The following is a 23,280-nucleotide window of genomic DNA, read 5'->3' as shown; positions in this document are numbered from 1 at the left end:
AAGCTTCGCGGATCAAACATGCGGAGCTTACGCGTAAATTCCGGGCGAGGCCAAGGGCCCCGCCCGGCGCATAGGGTCAGAGTTCGGCTTCCTCAAGTTCGGCGAGGGCCTTCTCCAGCTCTTCCTTGGAGACCGTCTTATCCGTGATCTTCGCCTTGCCGAGGATGAAGTCGACGACCTTATCCTCGAAGATCGGCGCCTGAACCTGATTCAGAGCGTTCTGATTGCCGCGCACCCACTGGAAGAACTCGCGCTCTTGGCCGGGATACTGGCGGGCCTGCTGGAAGATGGCCTGATTCAGCTCCTGCTCGCTCACGGCGATCTGGTTCACGGTGCCGATCTGCGCCAGAAGCAGCCCGAGGCGCACGCGGCGCTCGGCGATCTTCTTATGCTCGTCGGTCGGCTCGATGGAGCCGTGGTTATGGCCGTGCTCCTCGGGGTGCTCTTCGTGCCAGAGCTGATGGGCGATGGAGTCGGCTTCGACGCGCACCATGGTCGGCGGCAGCTCGAAGGACACCTTCTCGTCCAGAGCGTCGAGCAGGCGGCGCTTCACATGGGCGCGCGAAGCGGAGTCGTATTCCGCCTTGACGCGCTCGGCCACGCGGGCGCGCAGCTCGGCGAGGTCGGCGGCGCCGAACTTCTTGGCGAGCTCGTCGTTCAGCTCGGCCTTGGCCGGAGCCCGGACCTCTTTGACGACCACGTCGAAGACGGCTTCTTTGCCCGCGAGGTTCTGCGCGCCGTAATTCTCGGGGAAGGTCACCTTCACCGCGACTTCCTCGCCGGCCTTCTTGCCGAGGAGCTGATCCTCGAAGCCGGGGATGAACTGGCCGGAGCCCAGAACCAGCGGGAAGTCCTCGGCGGTTCCGCCCTCGAAGGCCACGCCGTCGATCTTGCCGGCGAAGTCGATGGAGAGCTGATCCTTCGTTTCGGAGACGGCGCCTTCCTCGCGGGGCGCGTAGGTCGCGCTGGATTCGGCGATCTTGTTCAGCGCCTCCTCCACTTCGGATTCCGGCGCCTCCACCACGAGGCGCTCCAGCGCCACGTCGGCGTAATCGACCTCGGGGATCTCGGGCAGCAGCTCCATGGCCACCTCCAGCGTCAGGTCGTCGCCTTCCTGGAAGTTGGCGGTGGTGATGCGCACGTCCGGCTGCATGGCCGGGCGCATCTCATGGCGCGCGACCAGATCCTTGACGGCGCCGTCCACCAGCTCCTGCACGGTCTCGCCGAGCAGCGATTTGCCGAACATCTTGCGCATCACCGCGAGGGGCGCTTTGCCCTTGCGGAATCCCTTCATGGCGAAGGTCTCGCGGTTGTTCTGGAGCTTGTCGACGACCTTCGCGTCGATCTCCGCCGCGCCGATCACCACGGCGTATTCGCGCCTCAGACCTTCGGATTTGGTCTCCGTCACCTGCATGTTCGTCGTCGTCCTGTCGTGGGCGGCCGGAGGCGCGCCGGATGCGTGTCTTTCGTCGCGCGGCGATCGAGATTTGGTGCGGACGGAGGGACTTGAACCCACACGCCTTTCAGCACAGGAACCTAAATCCTGCGTGTCTGCCAGTTTCACCACGCCCGCAAAACCATGCGACCCCAGCCGGGAAGCCCGGCGGGACCGGGGCCTCTATAGCACAGGCTCAAGGGCGCGCATCACAAAAAAGCGCCTTTCTCGCGCTCCTTCGCCCCTTGCTCGCGCCCCCTGCCTTCAGGAGGGCTCCGGCGGAAGGCGGCGGATCCGCCTTCGCTGCGGCGCCCTCGGCGCGGGCGGCGGAATCTTCACAAAAGCTTAAAATTTGGGCTCATCGCCTAATTTTTAGGCGTTTGAAAGCCCGGAAATGCGGCCCTCTGCGGAGATTAATCTCATTTCTCTTTGATATTCCGTGAAAATCCGAGATGGCGCCGCATTTGCTAAGCTTATGCGGCGCGCGCCCTTCCGGCGCGGCGGCCCGAGACGAAAGCCGAGGACCCTTGAACATGAAGAAGATCGAAGCCGTCATCAAACCCTTCAAGCTCGACGACGTGAAGGAGGCCCTTCAGGAGATCGGCGTGCAAGGCTTGACGGTGCTGGAGGCCAAGGGATTCGGACGCCAGAGAGGCCACACCGAACTCTATCGCGGGGCCGAATACGTCGTGGACTTTCTGCCCAAGATCAAGATCGAGGTGGTCGTCAACGACGATCTGCTGGATCAGGCGGTGGAGGCCGTCGTCAAGGCCGCCAAGACCGGCAAGATCGGCGACGGAAAAATCTTCGTCACCCCCGTGGAGCAGGTCATCCGCATCCGCACCGGCGAAGACGGCCCGGACGCCGTCTGACCCCTCCCCCTTCCGAAACCTCCTCCGTTTTCGTTTCGAGCCTTTCAAATCCCATAAGGACGAGTCATGAGCGACGCCAAATCCGTTCTCGACCTCATCGCCGCGGAGAACGCGGAATATGTCGATTTCCGCTTCACCGATCCGCGCGGAAAATGGCAGCACATCACCTATGACATCTCCGAGGTCACTGAAGAGCTGCTCACCGAAGGCATCATGTTCGACGGCTCCTCGATCGCGGGTTGGAAGGCCATCAACGAATCCGACATGATCATGGCGCCGGACGCCTCCACCGCCGCCATCGATCCCTTCTACGCGCAGAAGACCGTCAACATCATCTGCGACATCCTCGAGCCCGGCACCGGCGAGCCCTATTCCCGCGATCCGCGCGGCACCGCCAAAAAGGCCGAGGCCTATCTGAAGCAGACCGGAATCGGCGACACCATCTATTGCGGCCCCGAAGCCGAATTCTTCATCTTCGACGACGTGCGTTACGACGTCTCCTCGCATCGCGTCGCCTATGAGATCTCGGGCCCCGAGTCGCCCGCCAACACCTGGAAAGAGATCGAAGGCGGCAACCTCGCCCATCGTCCCGGCCCCAAGGGCGGCTATTTCCCGGTCAACCCGCTCGATTCCGGGCAGGATTTCCGCAGCGAAATGCTCTCGACCATGAAGAAGATGGGCGTGCCGGTCGAGAAGCACCACCATGAGGTCGCCACCAACCAGCATGAGCTGGGCTTCAAATATTCGCCGCTCTCGCAGTGCGGCGATCTGATGCAGACCTATAAATACGTGATCCACAACGTCGCTCAGGCCTACGGCCTCTCGGCGACCTTCATGCCCAAGCCCATCAAGGGCGACAATGGTTCGGGCATGCACGTCCATCAGTCGATCTGGAAGGCGGGCAAGCCGGTCTTCGCGGGCAACCGCTACGCCGATCTCTCCGACACCTGCCTTCACTTCATCGGCGGCATCCTCAAGCACGCCAAGGCTCTGAACGCCTTCACCAATCCCTCGACCAACAGCTATAAGCGCCTTGTGCCGGGCTATGAGGCGCCGGTGCTGCTGGCCTATTCGGCCCGCAACCGCTCGGCCAGCTGCCGCATTCCCTACACCTCCAACCCCAAGGCCAAGCGCGTCGAGATCCGCTTCCCGGACCCGACCGCCAACCCCTACCTCGCCTACACCGCGATCTTCATGGCCGGCATGGACGGCATCATGAACAAGATCAATCCCGGCGAGGCGATGGACAAGAACCTCTACGACCTGCCGCCGGAGGAGCTCAAAGAGATCCCGACCGTCTGCGGCTCGCTGCGCGAGGCTCTGCTGGCGGTCGAGGCGGATCACGAATTCCTCCTCAAGGGCAACGTCTTCACCAAGGACCAGATCGAATCCTACGCCGAAATCAAGTGGGACGAGGTTCTGGCCTATGAGACCACCCCGCACCCCATCGAATTCGCGACCTCCTACTCGGTCTGATCGCGAACCGCGCCGCGCCCCCCAAAGGCGCGACGCCCTCCTGAGATCGCCTTGCCGGAGATCGCCTTGAACGACGGGCCGTCGGGAAATCCTCCCGGCGGCCCTGTCGTTTCCCCCCCTTTTTTCCTGAAATTCCCGCGTCGCGCGCAGAACTCCGCGGAGACGGCCTTGTTTTCGCCCCCTTCCCCATTTATATTGCACTGCAACATAACCCATGTATCCGGAGTGGACGTCATGAGTCGCCAAGACTGGTTTTTCGACCCTTCGGCCCAGTTCCGCGCCTTTCAGGCCTGGTGGACCTTCGCGGCCGCCGCGCAGGCCATGGCCCAGAACGCGGGATTCGTCATCTGGCGCCGCACCATGATGATGGCCGAGGGCAAAATGCGCCCCACCGAAGCCGTGCGCATGACCATGGAGAAGCCCGTGGCCTTCGCCCACGCCGCGCAAAGCGCCGCCCTCGCGGCGGTGAACGGCAAGGGCGCCCCCCAGATCGCCAGCGCGGCGCTGAAGCCCATCGCCCGCAAGGCCAGCGCCAACGCGCGCCGTCTGAAGTGACGGAAGTCTTTGAAAACCATCAGCCCCGTCCGATCCTGCCTCAGGATCTGGCGGGGCTTCATGCTTTGAACGAGGCCCACGCCCGCGAAACCTCCTCGATGAGCCCTGAAGCCTTCGCCAAGCTGCTTGGCGAGGCCCTCCTCGCCCGCGCGGCGGGTCCGGAGGGGGCGCCTGAGGCGCTGCTCGTCGCGCTGGACGCCACGGCGGATTACGATAGTCCGAATTTCCTCTGGTTCCGGGCGCGCGGCGCGGATTTCGCCTATGTGGATCGGGTGATCGTCTCCGCCAAGGCGCGCGGCGCGGGGCTGGCGCGGCGGCTTTACGCCGATCTTTTCGCAGTTGCGAAGGAAACGGGGCTGAAGCGCGTCGTCTGCGAAGTGAACTCCGATCCGCCCAACCCCGCCTCGGACGCCTTTCATGCGGCGCTCGGCTTCCGCGAAGTCGGAAGCGCCCGGCTGGAGGATCGCGGCAAGACGGTGCGCTATCTGGAGCGGCTTTTGTAAGCCGCTCCTCCGCGTCGTTCAGATGTCGGCTTCGGCGAAGGCGGCGTTCTCGCGCAGGAATTCGAAGCGCATCTCGGGGCGCTTGCCCATCAGCCGCTCGACCAGATCCGAGGTCTCGCCCGGCTCCTCGTCGGCGAGGCGCACCCGGATCAGCTGACGCAGCTCGGGATCCATGGTGGTCTCCTTGAGCTGGCGCGGGGTCATCTCGCCGAGGCCCTTGAAGCGGCTCACCTCCACCTTGCCCTTATTGCGGAAGACGCTCGCCATGAGCTTCTCGCGATGGACGTCGTCGCGGGCGTAGACCGATTTGCCGCCCTGAGTCAGGCGGTAAAGCGGCGGCGCCGCCAGATAAAGCTTTCCGGCCTCGATCATCTTCGGCGTCTGGGTGAAGAAGAAGGTCAGCAGCAGCGAAGCGATATGGGCGCCGTCGACGTCGGCGTCGGTCATGATGATGACGCGCTCGTAGCGCAATTCCTCGTCGCGGTAATTCTTGCCGAGGCCCACGCCCAGAGCCTGCATCAGATCCTGAAGCTCCTGATTCTGCGCGAGCTTCTCAAGGCTGGCGCTGGCCACGTTCAGGATCTTGCCCTTGAGCGGCAGAATCGCCTGAGTCTTGCGGTCGCGGGCCTGCTTGGCCGAGCCGCCCGCGGAATCGCCCTCCACGATGAAGAGCTCCGAGCCCGCCTTGGAGGCGTCGGCGCAATCGGCCAGCTTGCCCGGCAGACGCAGACGCTTGGTGGCGCTTTTGCGCGCCACGTCCTTCTCGGCGCGGCGCTTCAGACGATCCTCGGCGCGCGCGATGAACAGCTCCAGCAGAGCGCCCGCCCGACGCGGATCGGCGGCGAGCCAGTGGTCGAAGGGATCGCGCAAGGCGCCCTCGACGAAGCGCGTCGCCTCGGAGCTGGACAGCTTCTCCTTGGTCTGGCCCTGAAACTCCGGATCGCGGATGAAGGCCGACATCACCGCCCCCGCCCCCACGAAGACGTCCTCCGGCGTGATCTGGGCGGCCTTGCGGTTGCTGGTCAGATCGCCATAGGCCCGCAGGCCCTTCAGAATCGCCGCGCGGAAGCCCGCCTCATGGGTGCCGCCGAGCGGCGTCGGAATGGCGTTGCAGAAGCTCTGCACGAAGCCTTCGCCGTCCTCCGTCCAGGCGAGCGCCCATTCCACCGAGCCCACCGCCTCCGCGCCGAATTTCTCGCTGAAGGCCGCCTTGCCGCAGAAGATCGCGCTTTCCACCGGCTGCTGATCGCCTAATTCGGCGCGCAGGAACTCCTCAAGGCCGCCGGGGAAATGCAGCACCGCCTCCGGCGGCGTGGCGTCGCCTTCGTTGAGCAGCTCCGGGGCGCAGGCCCAGCGGATTTCGACGCCCCGATGAAGGTAAGCCTTGGCCCGCGCCATCTTGAAGAGCCGCGCCGGCTTGAACCCCGCCCGCGCGCCGAAGATCTCGGGATCGGGGCGGAAGGTCACCGTCGTGCCCCGGCGATTGGGCGCCGCGCCCTTCTCGACCAGAGGCCCGAGCGGCAGGCCCCGCGCGAAATCCTGACCATAGAGCTTGCGGTCGCGGGCCACCTCGACCTCCAGCCGCTCCGAAAGGGCGTTGACCACCGAGCTGCCCACGCCATGCAGGCCGCCCGCCGTCTGATAGGCTTTATTCGAGAATTTGCCGCCCGAATGCAGCGTGGTGAGGATCACCTCCAGCGCGGATTTATCGGGGAATTTCGGGTGCGGATCGACGGGAATGCCGCGTCCGTTGTCGCGGATGGTCAGAAAGCCGTCGGCGCGGAGCGACACCTCGATCCGCGAGGCGTGGCCCGCCACGGCTTCGTCCATGGCGTTGTCCAGCACCTCGGCGGCCAGATGATGCAGAGCCCGCTCGTCCGTGCCGCCGACATACATGCCCGGGCGTTTGCGGACAGGCTCCAGACCCTCCAGCACCTCGATGTCCTGAGCCGAATAGCTCCCGGAGGCGGAATCGGCGAAGAGATTCTCAGCCATGCGCGCCCTGAATCCTTTAAATTCGTTCTTGGAATGTTTTCAGAAACGCCTCATAACCCATCCGGGCCCAAAAGAAAAGGGCGACGCGGAGATCTTCCCCCGCGCCGCCCCGAAAACGCATCCGCGCAGATCAGCGCAGGTCGCCGCCGCCCAAGTCGTCGCCGCCGAGATCCCCGCCCAAATCATCGCCGAGGTCGTCGCCCAGATCGCCGCCGAGGTCGTCCCCGCCCTCGCCGCCGCGGACCAGAGCCTCGAAGCCGCCGTCCAGATCCCCGCCGAGATCGTCGCCCAGATCGCCGCCGAGGTCGTCGCCCTCGCCGCCGCGGACCAGAGCCTCGAAGCCGCCGTCCAGATCATCCCCGAGATCGTCGCCCAGATCGCCGCCGAGGTCGCCGCCGCCCTCGCCGCCGCGGACCAGAGCCGCGAAGCCGTCGTCCAGATCCCCGCCGAGATCATCCCCGAGGTCGTCCCCGAACAGATCGTCTCCGAGGCCGGAATCGCCGCCCCAGCCGCCTTCGAGGTCGCCCTCAAGATCGCCCCAGCCGCCTTCGGAGCCCAGAAGATCGCCGCCGCCCCGACGCTCGGGCTGCAGCCCCTGCGCGCCGCCCTGCTGAGGAGCGCCGCCCCGGGCGCCGCCCTGAGCGCCTTGCGCGCCGCCTTGCGCGTTTTGGGCGGCCTGAGCGAAGCCGCCGCCCTGAGCGCCTCCAGCCTGACCTGCGGGGCCCGCCTGACCGCCGCCCACGCCATTGATCGCCATGTGAATTCCCCTTTAAGCTGCAAACGTCGGAGCGTCTTGCGGCCCGACCCTAACTTGTATCAAAATGGGATATTCAGAAGGCAATGTCATCCGATATTCTTGAATAAAGACAAATTATCGCGGCAAGTCTTTCCCAAGCTTAGGAATCTCCGGTTATGCACTCTTCGGATCTCGCGCCTTTCGCCGACCCGCGCGCTTCGCGCCATCCGGGGTTGTTTCCGCTGGACCCCGCCGAATGGATGCAGATCGACGGGCTTTACGCCGAAGAAGTCGCGCAGAGGGATCGGCTGCTCGCCGAAGAGCGCGCGGCGGTCTTCGCCGAGACCCCCGGTTCGGAGGCCGCGCAGGCCGAGCTTCTGGAGAATCTCGCCGGGCATCTGGCCGGGCGGCCCGGCTTCGCGCGGGAGGGGCGGAGGATGACCCGCCCGGACGGCCTGACGCTCGATCTCGATGCGGACCGGCCTCTCGCCGTGGCGGGCAGGCTGGTTCAGGAGGATCTTTGTCTGTTGCAGCTTCCGCCCGATCCGGCGCCTGAAGCGGAATATCTCCTGAGCGCCGCCAGCCTCTGCTTTCCCTCGCGCTGGCTGCTGAGCGAGAAGATCGGGCGTCCGCTCACCCCGATCCACGCGCCCGTCCCCGATTACGACGCGGATCTCGCGCGGCGGGTGAACCGGGTCTTCGCCGCCCTGCCCGTCGAGCGGCCCGTCTGGCGGGCGAATTGGTCGGCGGCGCCGACGGGGGCTCTGCGGCTGCTCCCGGATCCCGTCCTGAGGCGCAAGGAGGCCGCGCAAGGCCCCTTCTGGCTGAGGGTGGAGCGTCAGACCCTGCGGCGCCTGCCGCAGACGCGGGCGGTGGTCTTCGGCATCCGGATCCACAGGCGGCCCTTCGCCAGCCTCAGCCCGGAGACCGCCACCGCGCTGAAGGCCGCCCTCGGCAAGCTGACGCCCGCCGAGGCCGAATATCGCGGCGGCGAAGAGGCCCGGCGCGGCGCCCTCGCGGAGCTGGAGCGGCTGGCCGCCTCAGGAGGCTGAAGCGGCGGGCGCGGCGGCGGGCGGCGGCTCGGGGGGCGCCGGAGGGCGCCCCATCGCCTCCACGCCGCGCACCAGCGAATCCATCTGGACCATCTTGCGCTCCTCGCGGCCGGAGGGCAGCTGAATCCCCAGCTCCCGGAATCGCTTGTCGATGGCGAAGCAGAGATCCGAGCGCACGTTCATCATGTCGTCGATGTGGTAGAGGAAGACGCGCAGCTCGAAATCCAGCGACAGCGGGCTGAAGCCCATGAAGATCGCCTGAGGCGCCGGATAGCGCATCACCCGCGCATGAGACCGCGCCGCCGACAACAACACGTCGCGGACGCGCTCCGTGTCGGAGCCCGCCACCACCCCCACCGGAACCGACAGACGCAGAATCGTGTTCTGGCGCGTCCAGTTCAGCACGCTGTTCGAGATCAGCGTCGAGTTCGGCACGATCAGAATGGTGCGGTCGAAAAGTTCGATCTCGGTCGAGCGCACGTTGATCCGCTTCACCGCGCCGAGGCGGTTCTCGACCTCCACCACGTCGCCCGCCCGCACCGGGCGCTCGATGAGCAGGATGATGCCCGAAACGAAGTTGTTCACCACGTTCTGAAGGCCGAAGCCCACGCCCACCGACAAGGCGCCCGCCACGATGGCCAGCTTCGAGAGATCCAGACCCGCCGCGCCCACCGCCACCAAAAGCGCGATCAGCACGCCGAGATAGCCCACGCCCGCCGTGACGGAATCCCTCAGACCCGGATCCACCTTGGCGCGGACGAGGATGCGGTTGCGCAATTGCCGCTGAAGGAAGCGGCTGATCCCCAGCACCACCGCGAAGACCAGCACGCCCGACAACAGATCTCCCAGAGAAATCCGCGTCTCGCCGATGGAGAAGCCGTCCCGCAGGCGCTTGACCCAATCCCAGAGATCCTGCGCCGAAGCGCCCCAGATCAAAGCCAGCAAAGAGCCGAGCCCCAAAAACAGGATCAGGCCCACGCTCAGGCTCGCCCACCAGGGCGCGCGCTCCTCGGCGGCCGAGCCCCCCGAAGTCCCTGAAGAGGTCAGACGCGCCGCGCCCTCCAGAGCGATGTGGTAGATCAGCATCCCCACCGCGATCAGCGCCGCGCTGCCCGCCATGCGCGTCAGCACGTAGCGCGCCAGCACGTAATAGCCCGCCAGAGCCAGAATCGGCGCCGCCACCGCCGCCAGATAACAGGCGATGCGCAAGGCGTCGCGCAGGCCGAAGCCGGAAGCCGCCTGCTGAGCCTCCTCCTCCTCGGAGCCGGGTTCGGGAGGCGGCGCGTTGGGGTCGGGCGCCGGCGCGGCCGTCGGAGGCGCCGCCGTCGCCTTGGCCAGACGCGCGAAGAAGGCCGAGGCGAAGAAGACGTAGAACAGATCCCAGATCGCCCGGGCGTTCACGCCCAAGCCCCCCGCCTCCGCCACGCCCTGCGCCACCAGATCCAGAGCCGCCGCAAGCCCGAGCCCGATGCTCGCCGCCGTCGCCGCGCGGGCCGAGGCGTCGGTCATCTCCATCAGCCGCGCCGCCGAATTCGTCGGCGCGAAGACCGCCTTGGACAAAGCGTGCGCGCCCGCCAGAATCATCACGGCGGCCGTCGCGGCGGCCGCGACGGCCACGCCCGCCTCGCCGAGGATCCGGCTCTCCATCAGCGCCCAGAAGGCCAGAACCGCCGCGAAGATCGGCGCCGCCAGACGCACCAAAGCCGCCGCCAGAGCCAAAATCAGACGCATGAAGCGGCTGCGCCCGCTCTCGGCCATCAGCCGGTGCAGCCCCCGCAGAGCCCGGCGCTTGAAGCTCACGCCGAAGAAGATCCCGCCCACCAGCGCCGCCAGCAGCAAAGGCGCCGCCGCCGCCAGACGCTCCCGCGTCTCGGCGGAGAGCGCCGCCGCCATCACGTCGGCGGCGTAGCCGTGCAGCGTGGAGACGATTTCGCGCCCCCCGGAGAGCCAGACCTCCGGATTGGTCGGCGAAGAGCCCCGCGTCAGAACCCGATTGTTGAATTGCTCGCGCTGGCGCTCGGAGATCTGCGCGATGAGGGAATCCGCCCGCGTGACCGCCAGCTCCGCCCGCCGCAGCAAAGCCTCTTGAGCCGTCGCCTGCTCGCGCAGCTCCAGACGCCGCGCCGCCACGGCGGCGTCTTCGGTTTGTCCGGCGGCTTCGTCCGGGGCGGGGCCGAGGGCGTCGAGCTGCGCCTGAAGCGGAGTCAGAGCCGCCCGCGCCCGGTCGGCGAGCGCGCGGGCCTCGGCGCGCTGCTGATCCAGCTTCTGACGCCAGTCCAGCGCCTGTTCGGAGGACACCGATTCGCTGCCGGCGATCTCCTCGCGACGGGTCCGGTCGGCGTCCTCCCATCTTTGCAGCCGCACCTCGGGCGGGTCGGGGGCGGGGGGGCCGACCATCTCGGTCTGCGCCGCCGTGGCGGGCGCCCGCCAGAGCTGCGCCGTCAGACCCGCGCCGAAGATCAGAGCCGTCAGGAGAAGAAGCCGAAGAATCAGGCCGCGCATGGAGCCTCCGCCAAAACGCGCGGACTCCGGAGGGTTCGGACCCTTCGGAGCGCGCGGCTGCATCAGAGAGCGCCCGGTCTAGACGCTCTGCGCCACATCGGGCAAGGGGGAGGCCTCCGGCCGAGCCTCCAGCCATTCCGGAGCGGGCAGGCCCTTGCCGCGCAGGAAGGCGGGATTGAAGAGCTTGGACTGATAGCGCGTCCCCGAATCGCAGAGCAGCGTCACGATGCGCTTGCCCGGCCCGAGTTCGCGCGCCATGCGCGCCGCTCCCGCCACGTTCACCCCGGAGGAGCCGCCGAGGCAAAGCCCCTCCTCCGCCAGAAGGTCGAAGACATAAGGCAAGGATTCGGAATCGGGAATGAGCCAGGAGAGATCCGGCCTCACGCCCTCCAAATTCTTCGTGATCCGGCCCTGTCCGATCCCCTCGGTGACGGAGGAGCCTTCGGATTTCAGCTCGCCGGTCGTGTAATAGCTGTGGAGCGCCGCGCCCTCGGGATCCGCGAGGCCGATCTTGACCCCCTTCGGCTGAAGCGCCATGGCCACGCCCGCCAGACTGCCGCCCGAGCCCACCGCGCAGACGAAGCCGTCGACGCGGCCGTCGAGCTGCTCCCAGATCTCGGGGCCGGTGGTCTCCAGATGGGCCTGACGATTGGCCACATTGTCGAATTGATTGGCCCAGATCGCGCCTTTGGGCTCGGTTTTCGCCAACGCCTCGGCGAGGCGGCCCGAATAGCGCACGTAGTTGTTCGGATTCTTATAGGGCGCCGCGGGCACCTCGACCAGACGCGCCCCGGCGAGGCGCAGCATGTCCTTCTTCTCCTGAGATTGAGTCTCGGGAATGACGATCACCGTGCGATAGCCGAGCGAGGCGCCCACCAGAGCCAGACCTATGCCCGTGTTGCCCGCCGTGCCCTCGACGATCACGCCGCCCGGCTTGAGCAGCCCCCGACGCTCGGCGTCGCGGATGATGTAGAGCGCCGCGCGATCCTTCACCGAGCCGCCCGGATTGAGGAATTCGGCCTTGCCGTAGATCTCGCAGCCGGTGGCCTCGGAGACTTTGCGCAAAAGGATCAAGGGCGTGCGCCCGATCATATGCGGAAGATCGGCGGAGACGCGCATGGAGGGACCTCGGCGGTTAGGGGGCGTCAGGGAGGAGGGCGGCGGAAAGCCGCGCTCAAGCTAGACGCCGGAACCGCGAGGAGCAAGACGCCGCAAGCTCCAGAGCTTATGCGGAAAACGGGGAGGCTTATTCGCTCAGCCGCTTTCCCGCGCCGGAGAAAATCACGACGGGCCTCGGTCGGGAGGCCCGTCGGGGATCGGTCGAATTTCGAGAAGCCGGGCTCAGGAAGCCGGGCTCAGGCGGCCACGCCGAGCGCGCGCGTCAGGTCGAAGATGCGGCGGCGCTGATTCTCGGGGATGGCGTAATAGGCGCGCACGAGATCCAGAGCCTCCTTATCGGCGAAGAAATCCGCCGAGGGGGCGCCGTTGGGCGCCTCGGGAGCCTTGATCGCGTCAAGGGCGGCGCCCTCCGCGCCGACGGCTTCGTCCATGCCGTCGAAGAAGAAGGAGACGGGCACGCCCAAGGCTCCGGCCAGCTCCCAGAGACGGCTGGCCGAAATGCGGTTCATGCCGGTCTCGTATTTCTGGATCTGCTGGAACTTGATTCCGACGGCGTCGCCGAGCTGCTGCTGGGTCATCCCCGCCATCCAGCGACGATGACGCAGCCGCTTGCCGACATGGACATCGATAGGGTGCTTCATAGCGGTGACGTCCTCATATGATTTGATCGCAGGCCGCGAAAGGGCCCGGTTGAAAAGAGGTTAAGCAAAAGGGGCGCCAAAAGTTAAGATGCGGTCGTCTCAGGGAAAATCCGGACAATTCGCCCATGAACGTCCAATTTACAACGTATTCTTTAGTTGAAAAGCGGGATCAGCCGCCGCAAAAACGCGCATGAGGATCGCAGTTAAGCGATTTCGAGTCGCAATCTGCGACTCGCCTTGAAAGGGAAAGCTCTCCGGGCTTTCTCCGGCAGAGAGGAGGGGTTTCGATTTCCCGCCGGTCTGCGCGCGATATTCGCGCCTGCCCCTCCCTCAAAAGGCGATGGGGGAGCGCTTCAGAAAAGAAGAAACGCCTTCCGATCCGGCCGGATCGGAAGGCGTCCGCATATCGGTCTCCCAAAGCGCGGCGCTTGCGCCGCCTCTTTCTCAGTGCGCGCGGCGCTTGCGCTTCGTCCTTTCGGAGCGCGCACGGCGCTTGCGCTTCGTCCTTTCGGAGCGCGCACGGCGCTTGCGCTTCGTCCTTTCGGAGCGCGCACGGCGCTTGCGCTTAGTCCTTTTCGGAGCGCGCGCGGCGCTTGCGCTCATGGGGATCCAGCCAGCGCTTGCGCAGACGCACCGCCTTGGGAGTCACCTCCACCAGCTCGTCGTCGGCGATATAGGCGATGGCCTGCTCAAGGCTCATGCGGATCGGGGGCGTGAGGGTCACCGCGTCGTCCTTGCCGGCGGCGCGGATGTTGGTGAGCTTCTTGCCCTTGATCGGATTGACCTCAAGGTCGTTGTCGCGGCTGTTCTCGCCGATGATCAGGCCGACGTAGACCGGTTCTCCGGGGATGGTGAAGAGCTTGCCGCGATCCTCCAGATTCCAGAGCGCGTAGGCCACGGCCTCGCCGTCCTCCATGGAGAGCAGCACGCCCACGCGGCGCCCCTGAATCGGCCCCTTATGCGGCGCCCAGCTGTGGAAGACGCGGTTCAGAACGCCCGTGCCGCGCGTGTCGGTCAGGAATTCGCCGTGATAGCCGATCAGGCCGCGCGAAGGCACATGGGCCACGATGCGCGTCTTGCCGCCGCCTGAAGGCCGCATCTCGACGAGATCGCCCTTGCGCTGGCTGAGCTTGTCCACGACCACGCCCGAATAAGCCTCGTCGACGTCGATGGTGGCTTCTTCGATGGGCTCGTGCCGCACGCCGTCGATCTCGCGATAGATCACGCGCGGGCGCGAGATCGAGAGCTCGAAGCCCTCGCGGCGCATGTTCTCGATGAGCACGCCCATCTGAAGCTCGCCGCGCCCGGCGACTTCATAAGAGCCGTCGTCCGGGGAATCGGTCACGCGGATGGCCACGTTGCTCTCCACCTCGCGCATGAGGCGGTCGCGGATCACGCGGGACTGCACCTTGTCGCCGTCGCGGCCCGCCAGAGGCGAATCATTCACGCCGAAGGTCACGGAGATGGTCGGCGGATCGATGGGCTGCGCCGGAAGCGGCTGCTCGATGGAGAGATCCGCGAGGGTGTCGGCCACGGTGGCCTCGGCCATGCCCGCGATGGCGACGATGTCGCCCGCCTCGGCGCGCTCGACCGGCTGACGCTGCACGCCGCGGAAAGCCAGAATCTTCGAGACGCGGAAGCGCTCGAATTCGCCGTCCACGGCGTTCATCGCCTTGAGGAAGCGGTTCGGCTCGATCACGCCGGTCTCGATGCGCCCGGTCAGGATGCGGCCCAGATAGGGATCCGACTCCAGCGTGGTCGCCAGCATGGAGAAGGGTTCGTCCTTATGGGCGGCCTGCTTGGGGGCGGGCGTGTGCTTGACGATGAGGTCGAAGAGCGGCGTGAGATCCTTGCGCGGGGCGTCGAGGCTCTCGGCGGCCCAGCCCGCGCGGCCCGAAGCGTAAAGCATCGGGAAATCAAGCTGCTCCTCGGTGGCGTCGAGGGCCGCGAACATGTCGAAGATCTCATTATGGACGCGGTCGGGCTCGGCTTCGGGCTTATCGACCTTGTTCAGCACCACCATGGGCCGCAGCCCGAGGCGCAGAGCCTTGGCGGTGACGAATTTCGTCTGAGGCATCGGCCCTTCGGCGGCGTCGACCAGAAGGACCACGCTGTCCACCATGCCGAGGATGCGCTCGACTTCGCCGCCGAAATCGGCGTGGCCGGGGGTGTCGACGATGTTGACGCGCACGCCCTTCCACTCGACCGAGGTCGCCTTGGCGAGGATGGTGATGCCGCGTTCGCGTTCGATGTCGTTGCTGTCCATCACCCGCTCGGCGACGGCCTGATGTTCGCGGAAGGAGCCGGACTGCTTCAGAAGCTGATCGACCAGCGTGGTCTTGCCATGATCGACGTGCGCGATGATGGCGATATTGCGGATATCCATGAAGATCCCGATACGGTGTCTGTTTCGGAGCGGCTTCTATCGGGTTTTTCGCGATTTCGCACCCGCGAAGAGGCCGCAGCCCGCGTTTTTTCACGCCGCGGGGGCTTCAGAGACGCAGAAGGGCCCGGAATCGACCCGGACGGCGCCCGCAAGACGATCGGCGCAGCGATCAGGCCCTCCTCAGATCAGGCCCTCCTCAGATCAGGCCCTCCTCAGATCAGCTCCGGCCGCAGTCCCGCATCCCGCAGGCGCCGGGAGATCTTCTTCATCTTGGCGAACTCCGCTCCCCATGACCGGTTCAGATCGAGCTTTTCGCAAAACTCCCGGCCGGACATCCCCTCCAGCAAGTCGGCGTGCTTGAGGATCTGAAGATGGAGTTCGGCGACATATCCGTTCGGCGGGGCGGTCTCGAGGGCGCGTTTGATCTGTTCGAACATCCCGGACGTCTGCATGGAAACCTCCTCCGTCTCGACTCGCTCGGATCTCGCTTCGCCGCCTCCGCGGCGAAGCCGAACCCGCCGACCGGCTCAGGCCGTGGCCGCGTAAAGCGCCACCGCCGCCGCGTTGGAGACGTTGAGCGAGGCGAAATCCGCCGCCGCCGAGATCCGCGCCAGAGAATCGCAGGTCTCTTTGGTCAGATGCCGCAGACCCGGACCTTCGGCGCCCAGAACCAGCGCCAGAGGCCGATCCTTGAAAGGCGCGAGGGCCTCCGAAAGCGGCTTCTCGGCCTCGCCGTCGAGGCCCACCAGCGCATAGCCCATCTTGCGCAGGTCCTCCATGGCGCGGGCGAGATTGCCGATCCGCACATAGGGCTGGCGCTCCAGAGCGCCCGAAGCCGCCTTGGCCAAGGCGCCGCCCTCGGTGGCGCTATGGCGCCAAGGGGCGATCACCGCCCGCGCGCCGAAGACCTCCGAAGAGCGCAGGATCGCGCCCACGTTATGCGGATCGGTCACGCGGTCCAGCACCAGCACGCGCGGATTGTCGTTCGGCCCGCGCGGCGCGCAGACCTTCAGCCCGCCCCAGTCCAGAGGATCGGTCAGCAAAGCCGCGCCCTGATGCACCGACTGCGGATCCAGAGGCGCCCGGAAGCGGCGAGGATCCGAAATCTCCGGCTCGATCTTCGCGACCTCAAGCGCGTCTTCGAGGCGCATGGCCGCGTTGCGGGTGAGAATCAGACGCCGCTTGACCCGCGCCGGATTCAGCAGCGCGTCGCGCACCGAATGGATGCCGAAGAGCCAATAACCGCCTTCGGAAGGCCCATCGGAGCCTTCATGCTCAGCGCCGCCCTCCTCTTCGTAAGATTCGGCGTGGCGGTAAGGGCCATGGCGGCGGTCGGGGCGGTCGTTCTCGAATTCTGGGCGGCGGCTCATGGGGCGTCCTGATCGAAAAGGCCGCTCTGGGCGGCGGCGCGGGGCTTCGGAAGGCCCAGATGCTCCCAGGCGGTTCCCGTGAGCACCCTACCCCGAGGCGTGCGGGCGATGAAGCCCTGTTGCATCAGGTAAGGCTCGATGACCTCCTCCAGGGCGTCGCGGGCCTCGGAGAGCGCGGCGGCGAGGGTCTCCACGCCCGCCGGGCCGCCGCCGTAATGCTCGGCGAGGCAGGAGAGATAACGCCGGTCGAGAAGATCGAGGCCCCGCTGATCCACCTCCAGACGCAAAAGCGCCCGATCCGCAAGCTCCCGGGTGATCTTGCCGTCGTTCTCGACATGGGCGAAGTCGCGGACCCGGCGCAGCAGGCGTCCGGCGATGCGGGGCGTGCCGCGCGAGCGCCGGGCGATCTCAAGGGCGCCCTCGGGGTCGATCTGCGCCCCCAGCATGCGCGCGCCGCGAGTCACGATGATCTCAAGCTCCGGCACGGTGTAGAAATTCAGCCGGACGGGAATGCCGAAGCGGTCGCGCAGAGGCGTCGTCAGCAGGCCGAGCCGGGTCGTCGCGCCGACCAAGGTGAAGGGCTGCAAGCCGATCCGCACGCTGCGCGCGGCGGGGCCTTCGCCGATCATGAGGTCAAGCTCGAAATCCTCCATGGCTGGATAAAGGATCTCCTCGACCGCCGGATTCATGCGGTGGATCTCGTCGATGAAGAGCACGTCGCGGGCTTCGAGATTGGTCAGAATCGCCGCGAGGTCTCCGGCCTTGGCGATCACCGGGCCAGAGGTCATGCGGAAGTTCACGCCCAATTCGCGGGACATGATCTGCGCGAGGGTCGTCTTGCCCAAACCCGGAGGCCCATGAAACAGCACATGATCCATCGCCGCGCTCCGCGAGCGCGCCGATTCGATGAAGACCCGCAGATTCGCCCGCGCGGCCTCCTGACCCACGAACTCCTCCAGCCGCTGAGGCCGGAGGGCCGGATCATGATCCTCCTCGCGGGGGTTGGAATCGAGCAGACGCGGCGGGGCGGCCATGGCTTACCTGCTAATTTTGCGGCGCCAGCGCCTTGAGCGCCGCGCGGATCAGATCGGAAGTCCCCGCCACGCCTTCGGCCGAGGCCTTGCGGATGGCGGCGGCGGCCTCGGCGGGGGCGTAGCCGAGATTGGACAAAGCCGAAAGCGCCTCGGTTTCGGCGCGGCGGCGAGCCTCGGCCTCCTCGTCGGGCTTGGCGGATTTCGCGGATTTCTTGCGGGCGGCCGCTTCAGGCGGAGCGGCGTCCGTCACGGGCTCGGGGGATTCGGCCTCCACGGGGGCGCCGAGAGAGACCACGCCCGGAGATTTGCCCTTGAGGTCCAACAAAAGCCTTTGCGCCAGCTTCGGCCCGACTCCCGGCGCCCGGCGCAGCGGCGCGGGATCCTGCAAGGCGATGGCGTGAGCCACGCCCTCCGGCCCGAGCGCGCCCAAAATCCCCAGCGAAACCTTCGCCCCCACGCCCTGAACGCTGGTGAGCAGTTTATGCCATTCGCGCTCCAACAGGCTGGGAAAGCCCATGAGCTTCCAACCGTCCTCGCGGACTTCAAGCTCGGTGTAGAGGCTGACGCGGCCGCCCGCCGCCGGAAGGGCGCTTAAAGTCCGGTTCGAGCAATGAACCAGATAGCCCACGCCCCCCACGTCGATCAGCGCATGATCCTCGGCCAGATAGCCCACCACGCCCGTCAGTCTTCCAATCATCGCCGGATCTCCCGCGCGGCGAGGTCTTCGTATCTCGCGGCGCCGCCGCCCTGATAGACGTGGCAAATGGCGATGGCCAGAGCGTCGGCGGCGTCCGGACTCGCCAGCTGCACCCCCGGCAGCAGCGCCCTGACCATATGCTGCACCTGAATCTTATCGGCCTTGCCCACGCCCACCACGGTCTTCTTGATCTGGTTCGGGGCGTATTCGGCCACCGGAATTCCCGCCTGAGCCGGAACCAGCAGAGCCACCGCCCGCGCATGGGCCAGCTTCAGGCTGCCCACCGCATCCACGCTGACGAAGATCTGCTCCACGGCGGCCTCTTCGGGCCTCCAAAGCTCCATGACTTCGGTGAGGCGGCGATGCAGATCGGCCAGACGCTCGGCCAGAGTCTCGCCCTCGGCGGCGCAAAAGCCGTTGCCTAAGTGGCGCAGACGCACGCCCCGCGCCTCCACCACGCCCCAGCCCGTGCGGCGAAGGCCCGGATCTACGCCCATGACGCGAATGATCTTATCCATGCCCCGGACTAGCACGAAGATGGAACGCGCGCCAGAGCCGCCTTACGCGCCCTCCGCATCTTTCGCAGGCGCCCCGCCGCGCAGGCTCTGAGCTTTGGCGGCCTTTTCCTCGGCGATGCGCTTCACGCGCTTGGGGAAGAATTTCGGATTATCCTCGATGAATTCATGGATCACCCAGGCGAAGCCGCCCGCGCGCTCCTGACGCAGATAGAGATAGCCCGACAAAGCTCCCAGAAAAGCGCCGCAGCAATCCACGATGAGGTCGTTCATGGTGTCCACCAGACCGGATTTCTGCATATTCGTGCCGAAGGTCTGATCCATGAAATATTCGAAGATCTCCCAGATGGCGCCGATGCTCACCGCGAAGGTGAAGGCGAACATGGCGATCAGCGAAGGCGGCGCGGCGTAGACGTCGCCCTTGAACATCATCAGCACGATCACGAAGCCGATCAGGCCGAAGCCGATGGCCGAACCGAAATGCATCACGACGTCCCACCACCAGAAGCGGTTGTAGAAGTCGAAGACCTCGCCGAGGAAGATCGTCCCCAGCACGAACAGCGCGATGGCCGCCACGAAGCTCGGCGGAATGCGGATGTCCGCCCAAGTCTCCACCACGCGCGGCCCGAGGGTTAGCAGAAAAGTGACCACCGAGATGAAGAGCAGACTCCATGTCCGCTCATAGATCGCCAGCAGCGCCGAGACTCCCAGAAGCCCCCAAAGCCCGTAGAGGACCATTTGCGACCGGCTCAGCTTCATGGCGGGGCTCCGGAGTGAGGAAAAGGATCGTTAAGGATTCTGGCGCCTTTCCCGATTCGGAGCAAGGCGGGCGGCTTTCCCGGCCCTTCCGAGGCCCGCCCGCCTTGGCGGAGCGGGGCCTATGCGCTATAAGCGCCGCCGAACCACAAGAGGGCGGATCAACCAATGACGGCTTCCCAGAAACCCGCGCCGCGCCCGAAGGCGCAGGCGCCGCGAGGCTTGCGCGATTCCTTCGGACCTTTGGCTTCGGCGCGCCGGGCGATGCTCGGGCGCATCGCGGAGGTCTATCATCGCTACGGCTTCGATCCTCTGGAGACCCCCGCCTTCGAATTCGTCGAGAGCCTCGGCAAGTTCCTGCCCGACGTGGATCGTCCCGAAGGCGGCGTCTTCGCCTTCCGCGACGAGGACGACCAATGGCTGGCGCTGCGCTACGACATGACGGCGCCTCTGGCGCGCGTGGCGGCTCAGCATCGCCTCGAATTGCCGACGCCCTACCGGCGCTACGCCATGGGTCCGGTCTGGCGCAATGAGAAGCCGGGGCCGGGGCGCTTCCGCGAATTCTGGCAATGCGACGCCGACAGCGTGGGCGCCCCGAGCGTCGCGGCGGACGCCGAGATCTGCGCCATGCTCGCCGACGCGTTGGAGGCGGCGGGAGTCTCGCGCGGGGATTACGTTCTGCGGGTGAATAACCGCAAAGTGCTGTCCGGCGTGATGGAGGCGGCGGGGCTCGCGGGCGAGGACGCGGCCCAAGAGAACCGCCGCGGAATCACCTTGCGCGCCGTCGACAAGATGGACCGCCTCGGCGAAGAGGGCGTGCGGGCGCTCCTCGGCGAGGGCCGCAAGGACGAATCCGGCGATTTCACCCCCGGCGCCAAGCTGGCGAAGGAACAGGCGGATCTGATCCTCGGCTTCGTTTCGGCGGAGCGCGAAACCGGAGCCGCCACCTGCGCGCGCTTGCGCGAATTGGTGGGCGGCTCGGCGACGGGGCTCGAAGGCGTTCAGGAGCTGGAGACCATCGCCGAGATCCTCGATAAGCTCGGCTATGGGCCGGAGCGGCTGAAGATCGACCCCTCGGTGGTGCGCGGCCTCGGCTATTACACCGGACCCGTCTATGAGGCCGAACTCACCTTTGAAATCCGCGACGAGAAAGGCGCGCTCCGGCGCTTCGGCTCGGTGGCGGGCGGCGGACGCTACGACGATCTCGTCATGCGCTTCACGGGGCAGAAGACTCCGGCCACGGGCGCCTCCATCGGCGTGGATCGCCTGCTCGCGGCTCTGGAGGCCAAAGGCGCCCTCGGGGCGGAGACCATCGGCCCGGTGGTGGTGCTGAACCTCGATCCCGCCCATATCGCCGAGACCATGGCCCTTTGCGGCGAACTCCGGGCGGCGGGAATCCGGGCCGAGACCTTCCTCGGCTCCGGGACCAATATGGGCAAGCAGCTCAAATACGCCGATAAGCGCGCGGCTCCGGCGGCGGTGATCGTCGGCTCCGACGAGCGGGCGCGCGGCGTGGCGCAGATCAAGGATCTGGCGCTCGGGACGCAGCTCGCGGCGCAGATCACGTCCAACGACGAATGGAAGGCTCAGCCCGCCCAGCGCGAGGTTCCTTTCAGCGAGGTGGTCGCCACGGTGCGCGAGATCATCGCCCGCGTGAAGGGAGACGCGAAATGAGCCCCCGCGCCCTCGCGCCCTCCCTCGCCGCCCCCGCCGATTTCTACGCGGGCGCGGCGCTCGGAAGGCTGAACGCCGTCGAGAAGGCCATGCGCGACTGGCTCCAGACTCAGGGCTGCCCGGTGGTGGCCCCTCCGGCGCTGCTCGACGCCTCGGCCATGCTGCGGCTCTATGGCGAGCGCACCCGGGGCGACGCCTATATCTTCGCCGACGGGCAAGGGGGCGAGCTTTGCATGCGCCCGGACTTCACCGTGCCCATCGCCACGCATCATCTGGAGCGCATGGCGCGGGGCGCCGCTCCGGCGGGGCGCTATTCCTATTCCGGCCCCGCCTGGAGCCGCGAGCGCGGCGAGGTGCGTCAGGTCGGCTTCGAGATCTTCGGCGGAAGCGAGGGAATCGAGGGCGACGTCGAGGCTCTGACCCTCACGCTTCAGGCTTTGCGCATGGCGGGCGTGGCGGCGCCTCTGGTGGAGATGGGCGACACCGCCCTCATCGACGCCGCCCTCGACGCCCTGCGCCTGACCGACGGCGCCGCCCTGCCCCGCGCCCGGCGTCAGCGCCTGCGGCGGCATTACTGGCGCCCCGCGCAGTTCCGCGCCCTGATGGAGGGCTATTCCCGGCCCGGCGAGGGCCGCCTCGCCTTCATCGATTCCCTGCCCCGCGTGGCGCGCTTCGCGGCTCTGACCGCCCTTTCCGGCCGCGAGCCCGACGCCGAAGCCCGCGCCGTGCTCGCCGACGTCATCGAGGAGGCGGGCGGGCCGCTCATCGGACAGCGGCCCTTAGACGAAATCGTCGGGCGGCTGCGCGAGGAGGCGGAGGACGCCTTCGCTCCGGCGCTGTCGCAGGCCTCGCTCGCCTTCATGGAGGGGCTGCTCGACATCGATTGTCCCGCCGTGGAGGCCCCCGACCGGCTGGAGGCCCTCGCCAAAGAGACCGGCGTCAAGGCGGAAGCCGCCGTCGAGACCCTGCGCAAGCGCGCCCAGGCCATGAACCGCCTGATCGGCGCGGCGGATAAGCTGCGCTTCCGGGGGATCTTCCGCTCCAAGATGGAATATTACTCCGGCTTCCTCTTCCGCATCCGCATGCGGAGCGGCGAGAAGATCCTCGCTTCCGGCGGGCGCTACGGCGAGCTGCTTCAGGCCATGGGCGCCCCCCAGCGGATCCCCGCCATCGGCGCGACCATCTTCGCCAATCTCATCGCGCCGCCCGATCCGCGCCCGAGCGTCTCCGCCGCGCCCTTGGCCGAAGCGCCGGACGATCATGCGCCTTTGCGGCTCGGGCTGCCCTCGAAGGGGCGGCTGCGCGAGCAGCTTCAGGAGCGTTTCGCCAAGGTCGGGCTGACCGTGACCGACGTGGGCCGCGCCCGCGAATACGCCGCGCGGCTCGAAGGCATGAAGGGAATCGAGCTGCGGCTGATGTCGGCGGGCGAGATCGCCCATCGGCTCGCCGCCGGAGAGATCGACGCGGGCGTCACCGGCGAGGATCTCGTCAATGAGGAGGTGGCGGACTGGCGTTCGCGGCTGCGCAAGGCGGCGGCGCTCGGCTTCGGACGGGCGGATCTGGTGGCGGCGGCGCCGCAATGCTGGGCCGACGTCTCGGATATGAGCGACCTCGACGACGTGGCTTCGCATCTCTTCGCCGCGACGGGCGCGCCTCTGCGGGTGGCGACGAAATACGTCAACCTCACGCGCGAATTCTTCGAGGAGCGCGGCGTGGTGAACTACGTCATCGTGGAGAGCCTCGGCGCGACGGAGGCGGCTCCGGGGGCGGGCTCGGCGGATGTGATCGTGGACATCACCTCCACCGGCGAGACCCTGCGCGACAATCATCTGAAGATCGTCACCCATCCGCCGATGCTGGCCAGCGAGGCCTGTCTCTACGCCACGACCCGCCCCATCGGCGTGCGGGCGGCCACGGCGCTTCAGGCTTTAGAGGCGCGGCTGAAGGGGGCCTGAGCGTTTT

Annotated in this window: 20 protein-coding genes and 1 tRNA gene; 7 read left to right on the top strand and 14 right to left on the bottom strand. The window is 67.0% G+C overall.

Features of this window, described 5'->3' with window-relative positions; all coding sequences use genetic code 11:
- Nucleotides 1–76 precede the first annotated feature (76 nt).
- Entirely contained in the window at nt 77–1,414 is a 1,338-nt protein-coding gene (tig, locus tag B161_RS0104850) for a trigger factor (RefSeq protein ID WP_018632246.1), read from the bottom strand.
- A 74-nt stretch (nt 1,415–1,488) separates the two neighbouring features.
- A tRNA-Leu gene (locus B161_RS0104845) sits at nt 1,489–1,573 on the bottom strand.
- A gap of 395 nt (nt 1,574–1,968) precedes the next feature.
- On the opposite strand from B161_RS0104845, the gene B161_RS0104840 reads away from it, so the two are divergent.
- The 4 genes from B161_RS0104840 to B161_RS0104825 all read left to right on the top strand — a co-directional run bounded on the left by B161_RS0104840 (nt 1,969) and on the right by B161_RS0104825 (nt 4,841).
- Nucleotides 1,969–2,307 carry a P-II family nitrogen regulator gene (locus tag B161_RS0104840; RefSeq protein WP_018632245.1) on the top strand — a complete coding sequence of 113 codons (339 nt, stop codon included), beginning with the start codon at nt 1,969–1,971 and terminating at the stop codon, nt 2,305–2,307.
- Nucleotides 2,308–2,373: 66 nt separating this feature from the next.
- A complete protein-coding gene (glnA, locus tag B161_RS0104835; protein WP_018632244.1) occupies nt 2,374–3,783 on the top strand; it encodes a type I glutamate--ammonia ligase in 1,410 nt (469 codons plus the stop codon).
- Nucleotides 3,784–4,017: 234 nt separating this feature from the next.
- Nucleotides 4,018–4,338, top strand: a complete 321-nt coding sequence (locus tag B161_RS16750) for a hypothetical protein (RefSeq protein WP_018632243.1) — start codon at nt 4,018–4,020, stop codon at nt 4,336–4,338.
- Complete coding sequence (locus B161_RS0104825; protein WP_018632242.1) at nt 4,335–4,841, top strand: GNAT family N-acetyltransferase; 507 nt, start codon at nt 4,335–4,337, stop codon at nt 4,839–4,841. The genes B161_RS16750 and B161_RS0104825 overlap by 4 nt, the downstream gene beginning before the upstream one ends.
- A gap of 18 nt (nt 4,842–4,859) precedes the next feature.
- Here B161_RS0104825 and parE read toward each other — a convergent pair whose 3' ends face one another.
- Nucleotides 4,860–6,836, bottom strand: coding sequence for a DNA topoisomerase IV subunit B (gene parE, locus B161_RS0104820; RefSeq protein ID WP_018632241.1), 1,977 nt, complete (start codon nt 6,834–6,836; stop codon nt 4,860–4,862).
- Between the two features lie 130 nt (nt 6,837–6,966).
- Entirely contained in the window at nt 6,967–7,593 is a 627-nt protein-coding gene (locus B161_RS0104815; RefSeq protein ID WP_018632240.1) for a hypothetical protein, read from the bottom strand.
- Between the two features lie 155 nt (nt 7,594–7,748).
- Between B161_RS0104815 and B161_RS16745 the strand changes: the two genes are divergently transcribed.
- Nucleotides 7,749–8,624, top strand: a complete 876-nt coding sequence (locus tag B161_RS16745; protein ID WP_018632239.1) for a heme-dependent oxidative N-demethylase family protein — start codon at nt 7,749–7,751, stop codon at nt 8,622–8,624.
- Here B161_RS16745 and B161_RS0104805 read toward each other — a convergent pair.
- The 10 genes from B161_RS0104805 to B161_RS0104760 all read right to left on the bottom strand — a co-directional run bounded on the left by B161_RS0104805 (nt 8,613) and on the right by B161_RS0104760 (nt 19,647).
- Complete coding sequence (locus B161_RS0104805; protein ID WP_018632238.1) at nt 8,613–11,126, bottom strand: DUF3772 domain-containing protein; 2,514 nt, start codon at nt 11,124–11,126, stop codon at nt 8,613–8,615. The two genes, B161_RS16745 and B161_RS0104805, sit on opposite strands and share 12 nt — an antisense overlap.
- Nucleotides 11,127–11,204: 78 nt before the next feature.
- Nucleotides 11,205–12,245, bottom strand: coding sequence for a cysteine synthase A (locus B161_RS0104800; RefSeq protein ID WP_018632237.1), 1,041 nt, complete (start codon nt 12,243–12,245; stop codon nt 11,205–11,207).
- A 236-nt stretch (nt 12,246–12,481) separates the two neighbouring features.
- On the bottom strand, nt 12,482–12,886 hold the full coding sequence (locus B161_RS0104795; protein WP_018632236.1) for a helix-turn-helix domain-containing protein: 405 nt from the start codon (nt 12,884–12,886) through the stop codon (nt 12,482–12,484).
- Between the two features lie 565 nt (nt 12,887–13,451).
- On the bottom strand, nt 13,452–15,272 hold the full coding sequence (gene typA, locus B161_RS0104790) for a translational GTPase TypA (RefSeq protein WP_018632235.1): 1,821 nt from the start codon (nt 15,270–15,272) through the stop codon (nt 13,452–13,454).
- Nucleotides 15,273–15,484: 212 nt separating this feature from the next.
- The gene (locus B161_RS0104785; RefSeq protein WP_026310199.1) at nt 15,485–15,724 is read right to left on the bottom strand and encodes an HTH-like domain-containing protein; all 240 of its coding nucleotides are present in this window, start codon (nt 15,722–15,724) and stop codon (nt 15,485–15,487) included.
- A 75-nt stretch (nt 15,725–15,799) separates the two neighbouring features.
- Nucleotides 15,800–16,642 carry a TrmH family RNA methyltransferase gene (locus B161_RS0104780; RefSeq protein WP_018632233.1) on the bottom strand — a complete coding sequence of 281 codons (843 nt, stop codon included), beginning with the start codon at nt 16,640–16,642 and terminating at the stop codon, nt 15,800–15,802.
- On the bottom strand, nt 16,639–17,676 hold the full coding sequence (gene ruvB, locus B161_RS0104775) for a Holliday junction branch migration DNA helicase RuvB (RefSeq protein ID WP_018632232.1): 1,038 nt from the start codon (nt 17,674–17,676) through the stop codon (nt 16,639–16,641). Before ruvB ends, B161_RS0104780 begins: the two co-directional genes overlap by 4 nt.
- Nucleotides 17,677–17,686: 10 nt before the next feature.
- A complete protein-coding gene (ruvA, locus tag B161_RS0104770) occupies nt 17,687–18,373 on the bottom strand; it encodes a Holliday junction branch migration protein RuvA (RefSeq protein WP_018632231.1) in 687 nt (228 codons plus the stop codon).
- Complete coding sequence (gene ruvC, locus B161_RS0104765) at nt 18,370–18,891, bottom strand: crossover junction endodeoxyribonuclease RuvC (protein ID WP_018632230.1); 522 nt, start codon at nt 18,889–18,891, stop codon at nt 18,370–18,372. Before ruvC ends, ruvA begins: the two co-directional genes overlap by 4 nt.
- Nucleotides 18,892–18,933: 42 nt before the next feature.
- Nucleotides 18,934–19,647 carry a hypothetical protein gene (locus tag B161_RS0104760; RefSeq protein WP_018632229.1) on the bottom strand — a complete coding sequence of 238 codons (714 nt, stop codon included), beginning with the start codon at nt 19,645–19,647 and terminating at the stop codon, nt 18,934–18,936.
- A 165-nt stretch (nt 19,648–19,812) separates the two neighbouring features.
- Between B161_RS0104760 and hisS the strand changes: the two genes are divergently transcribed.
- Both hisS and hisG read left to right on the top strand, forming a co-directional pair.
- The gene (gene hisS / locus B161_RS0104755; protein ID WP_018632228.1) at nt 19,813–21,318 is read left to right on the top strand and encodes a histidine--tRNA ligase; all 1,506 of its coding nucleotides are present in this window, start codon (nt 19,813–19,815) and stop codon (nt 21,316–21,318) included.
- Entirely contained in the window at nt 21,315–23,273 is a 1,959-nt protein-coding gene (gene hisG, locus B161_RS19130; RefSeq protein WP_018632227.1) for an ATP phosphoribosyltransferase, read from the top strand. The genes hisS and hisG overlap by 4 nt, the downstream gene beginning before the upstream one ends.
- The last annotated feature ends 7 nt before the right edge of the window (nt 23,274–23,280 follow it).

Origin of the sequence: Neomegalonema perideroedes DSM 15528, from assembly GCF_000374145.1 — a bacterium.
GTDB lineage: Bacteria > Pseudomonadota > Alphaproteobacteria > Rhodobacterales > Rhodobacteraceae > Neomegalonema > Neomegalonema perideroedes.
The sequence above is the reverse complement of the archived record's forward strand: the minus strand, read 5'-3'. Positions and strand labels throughout refer to the sequence as shown.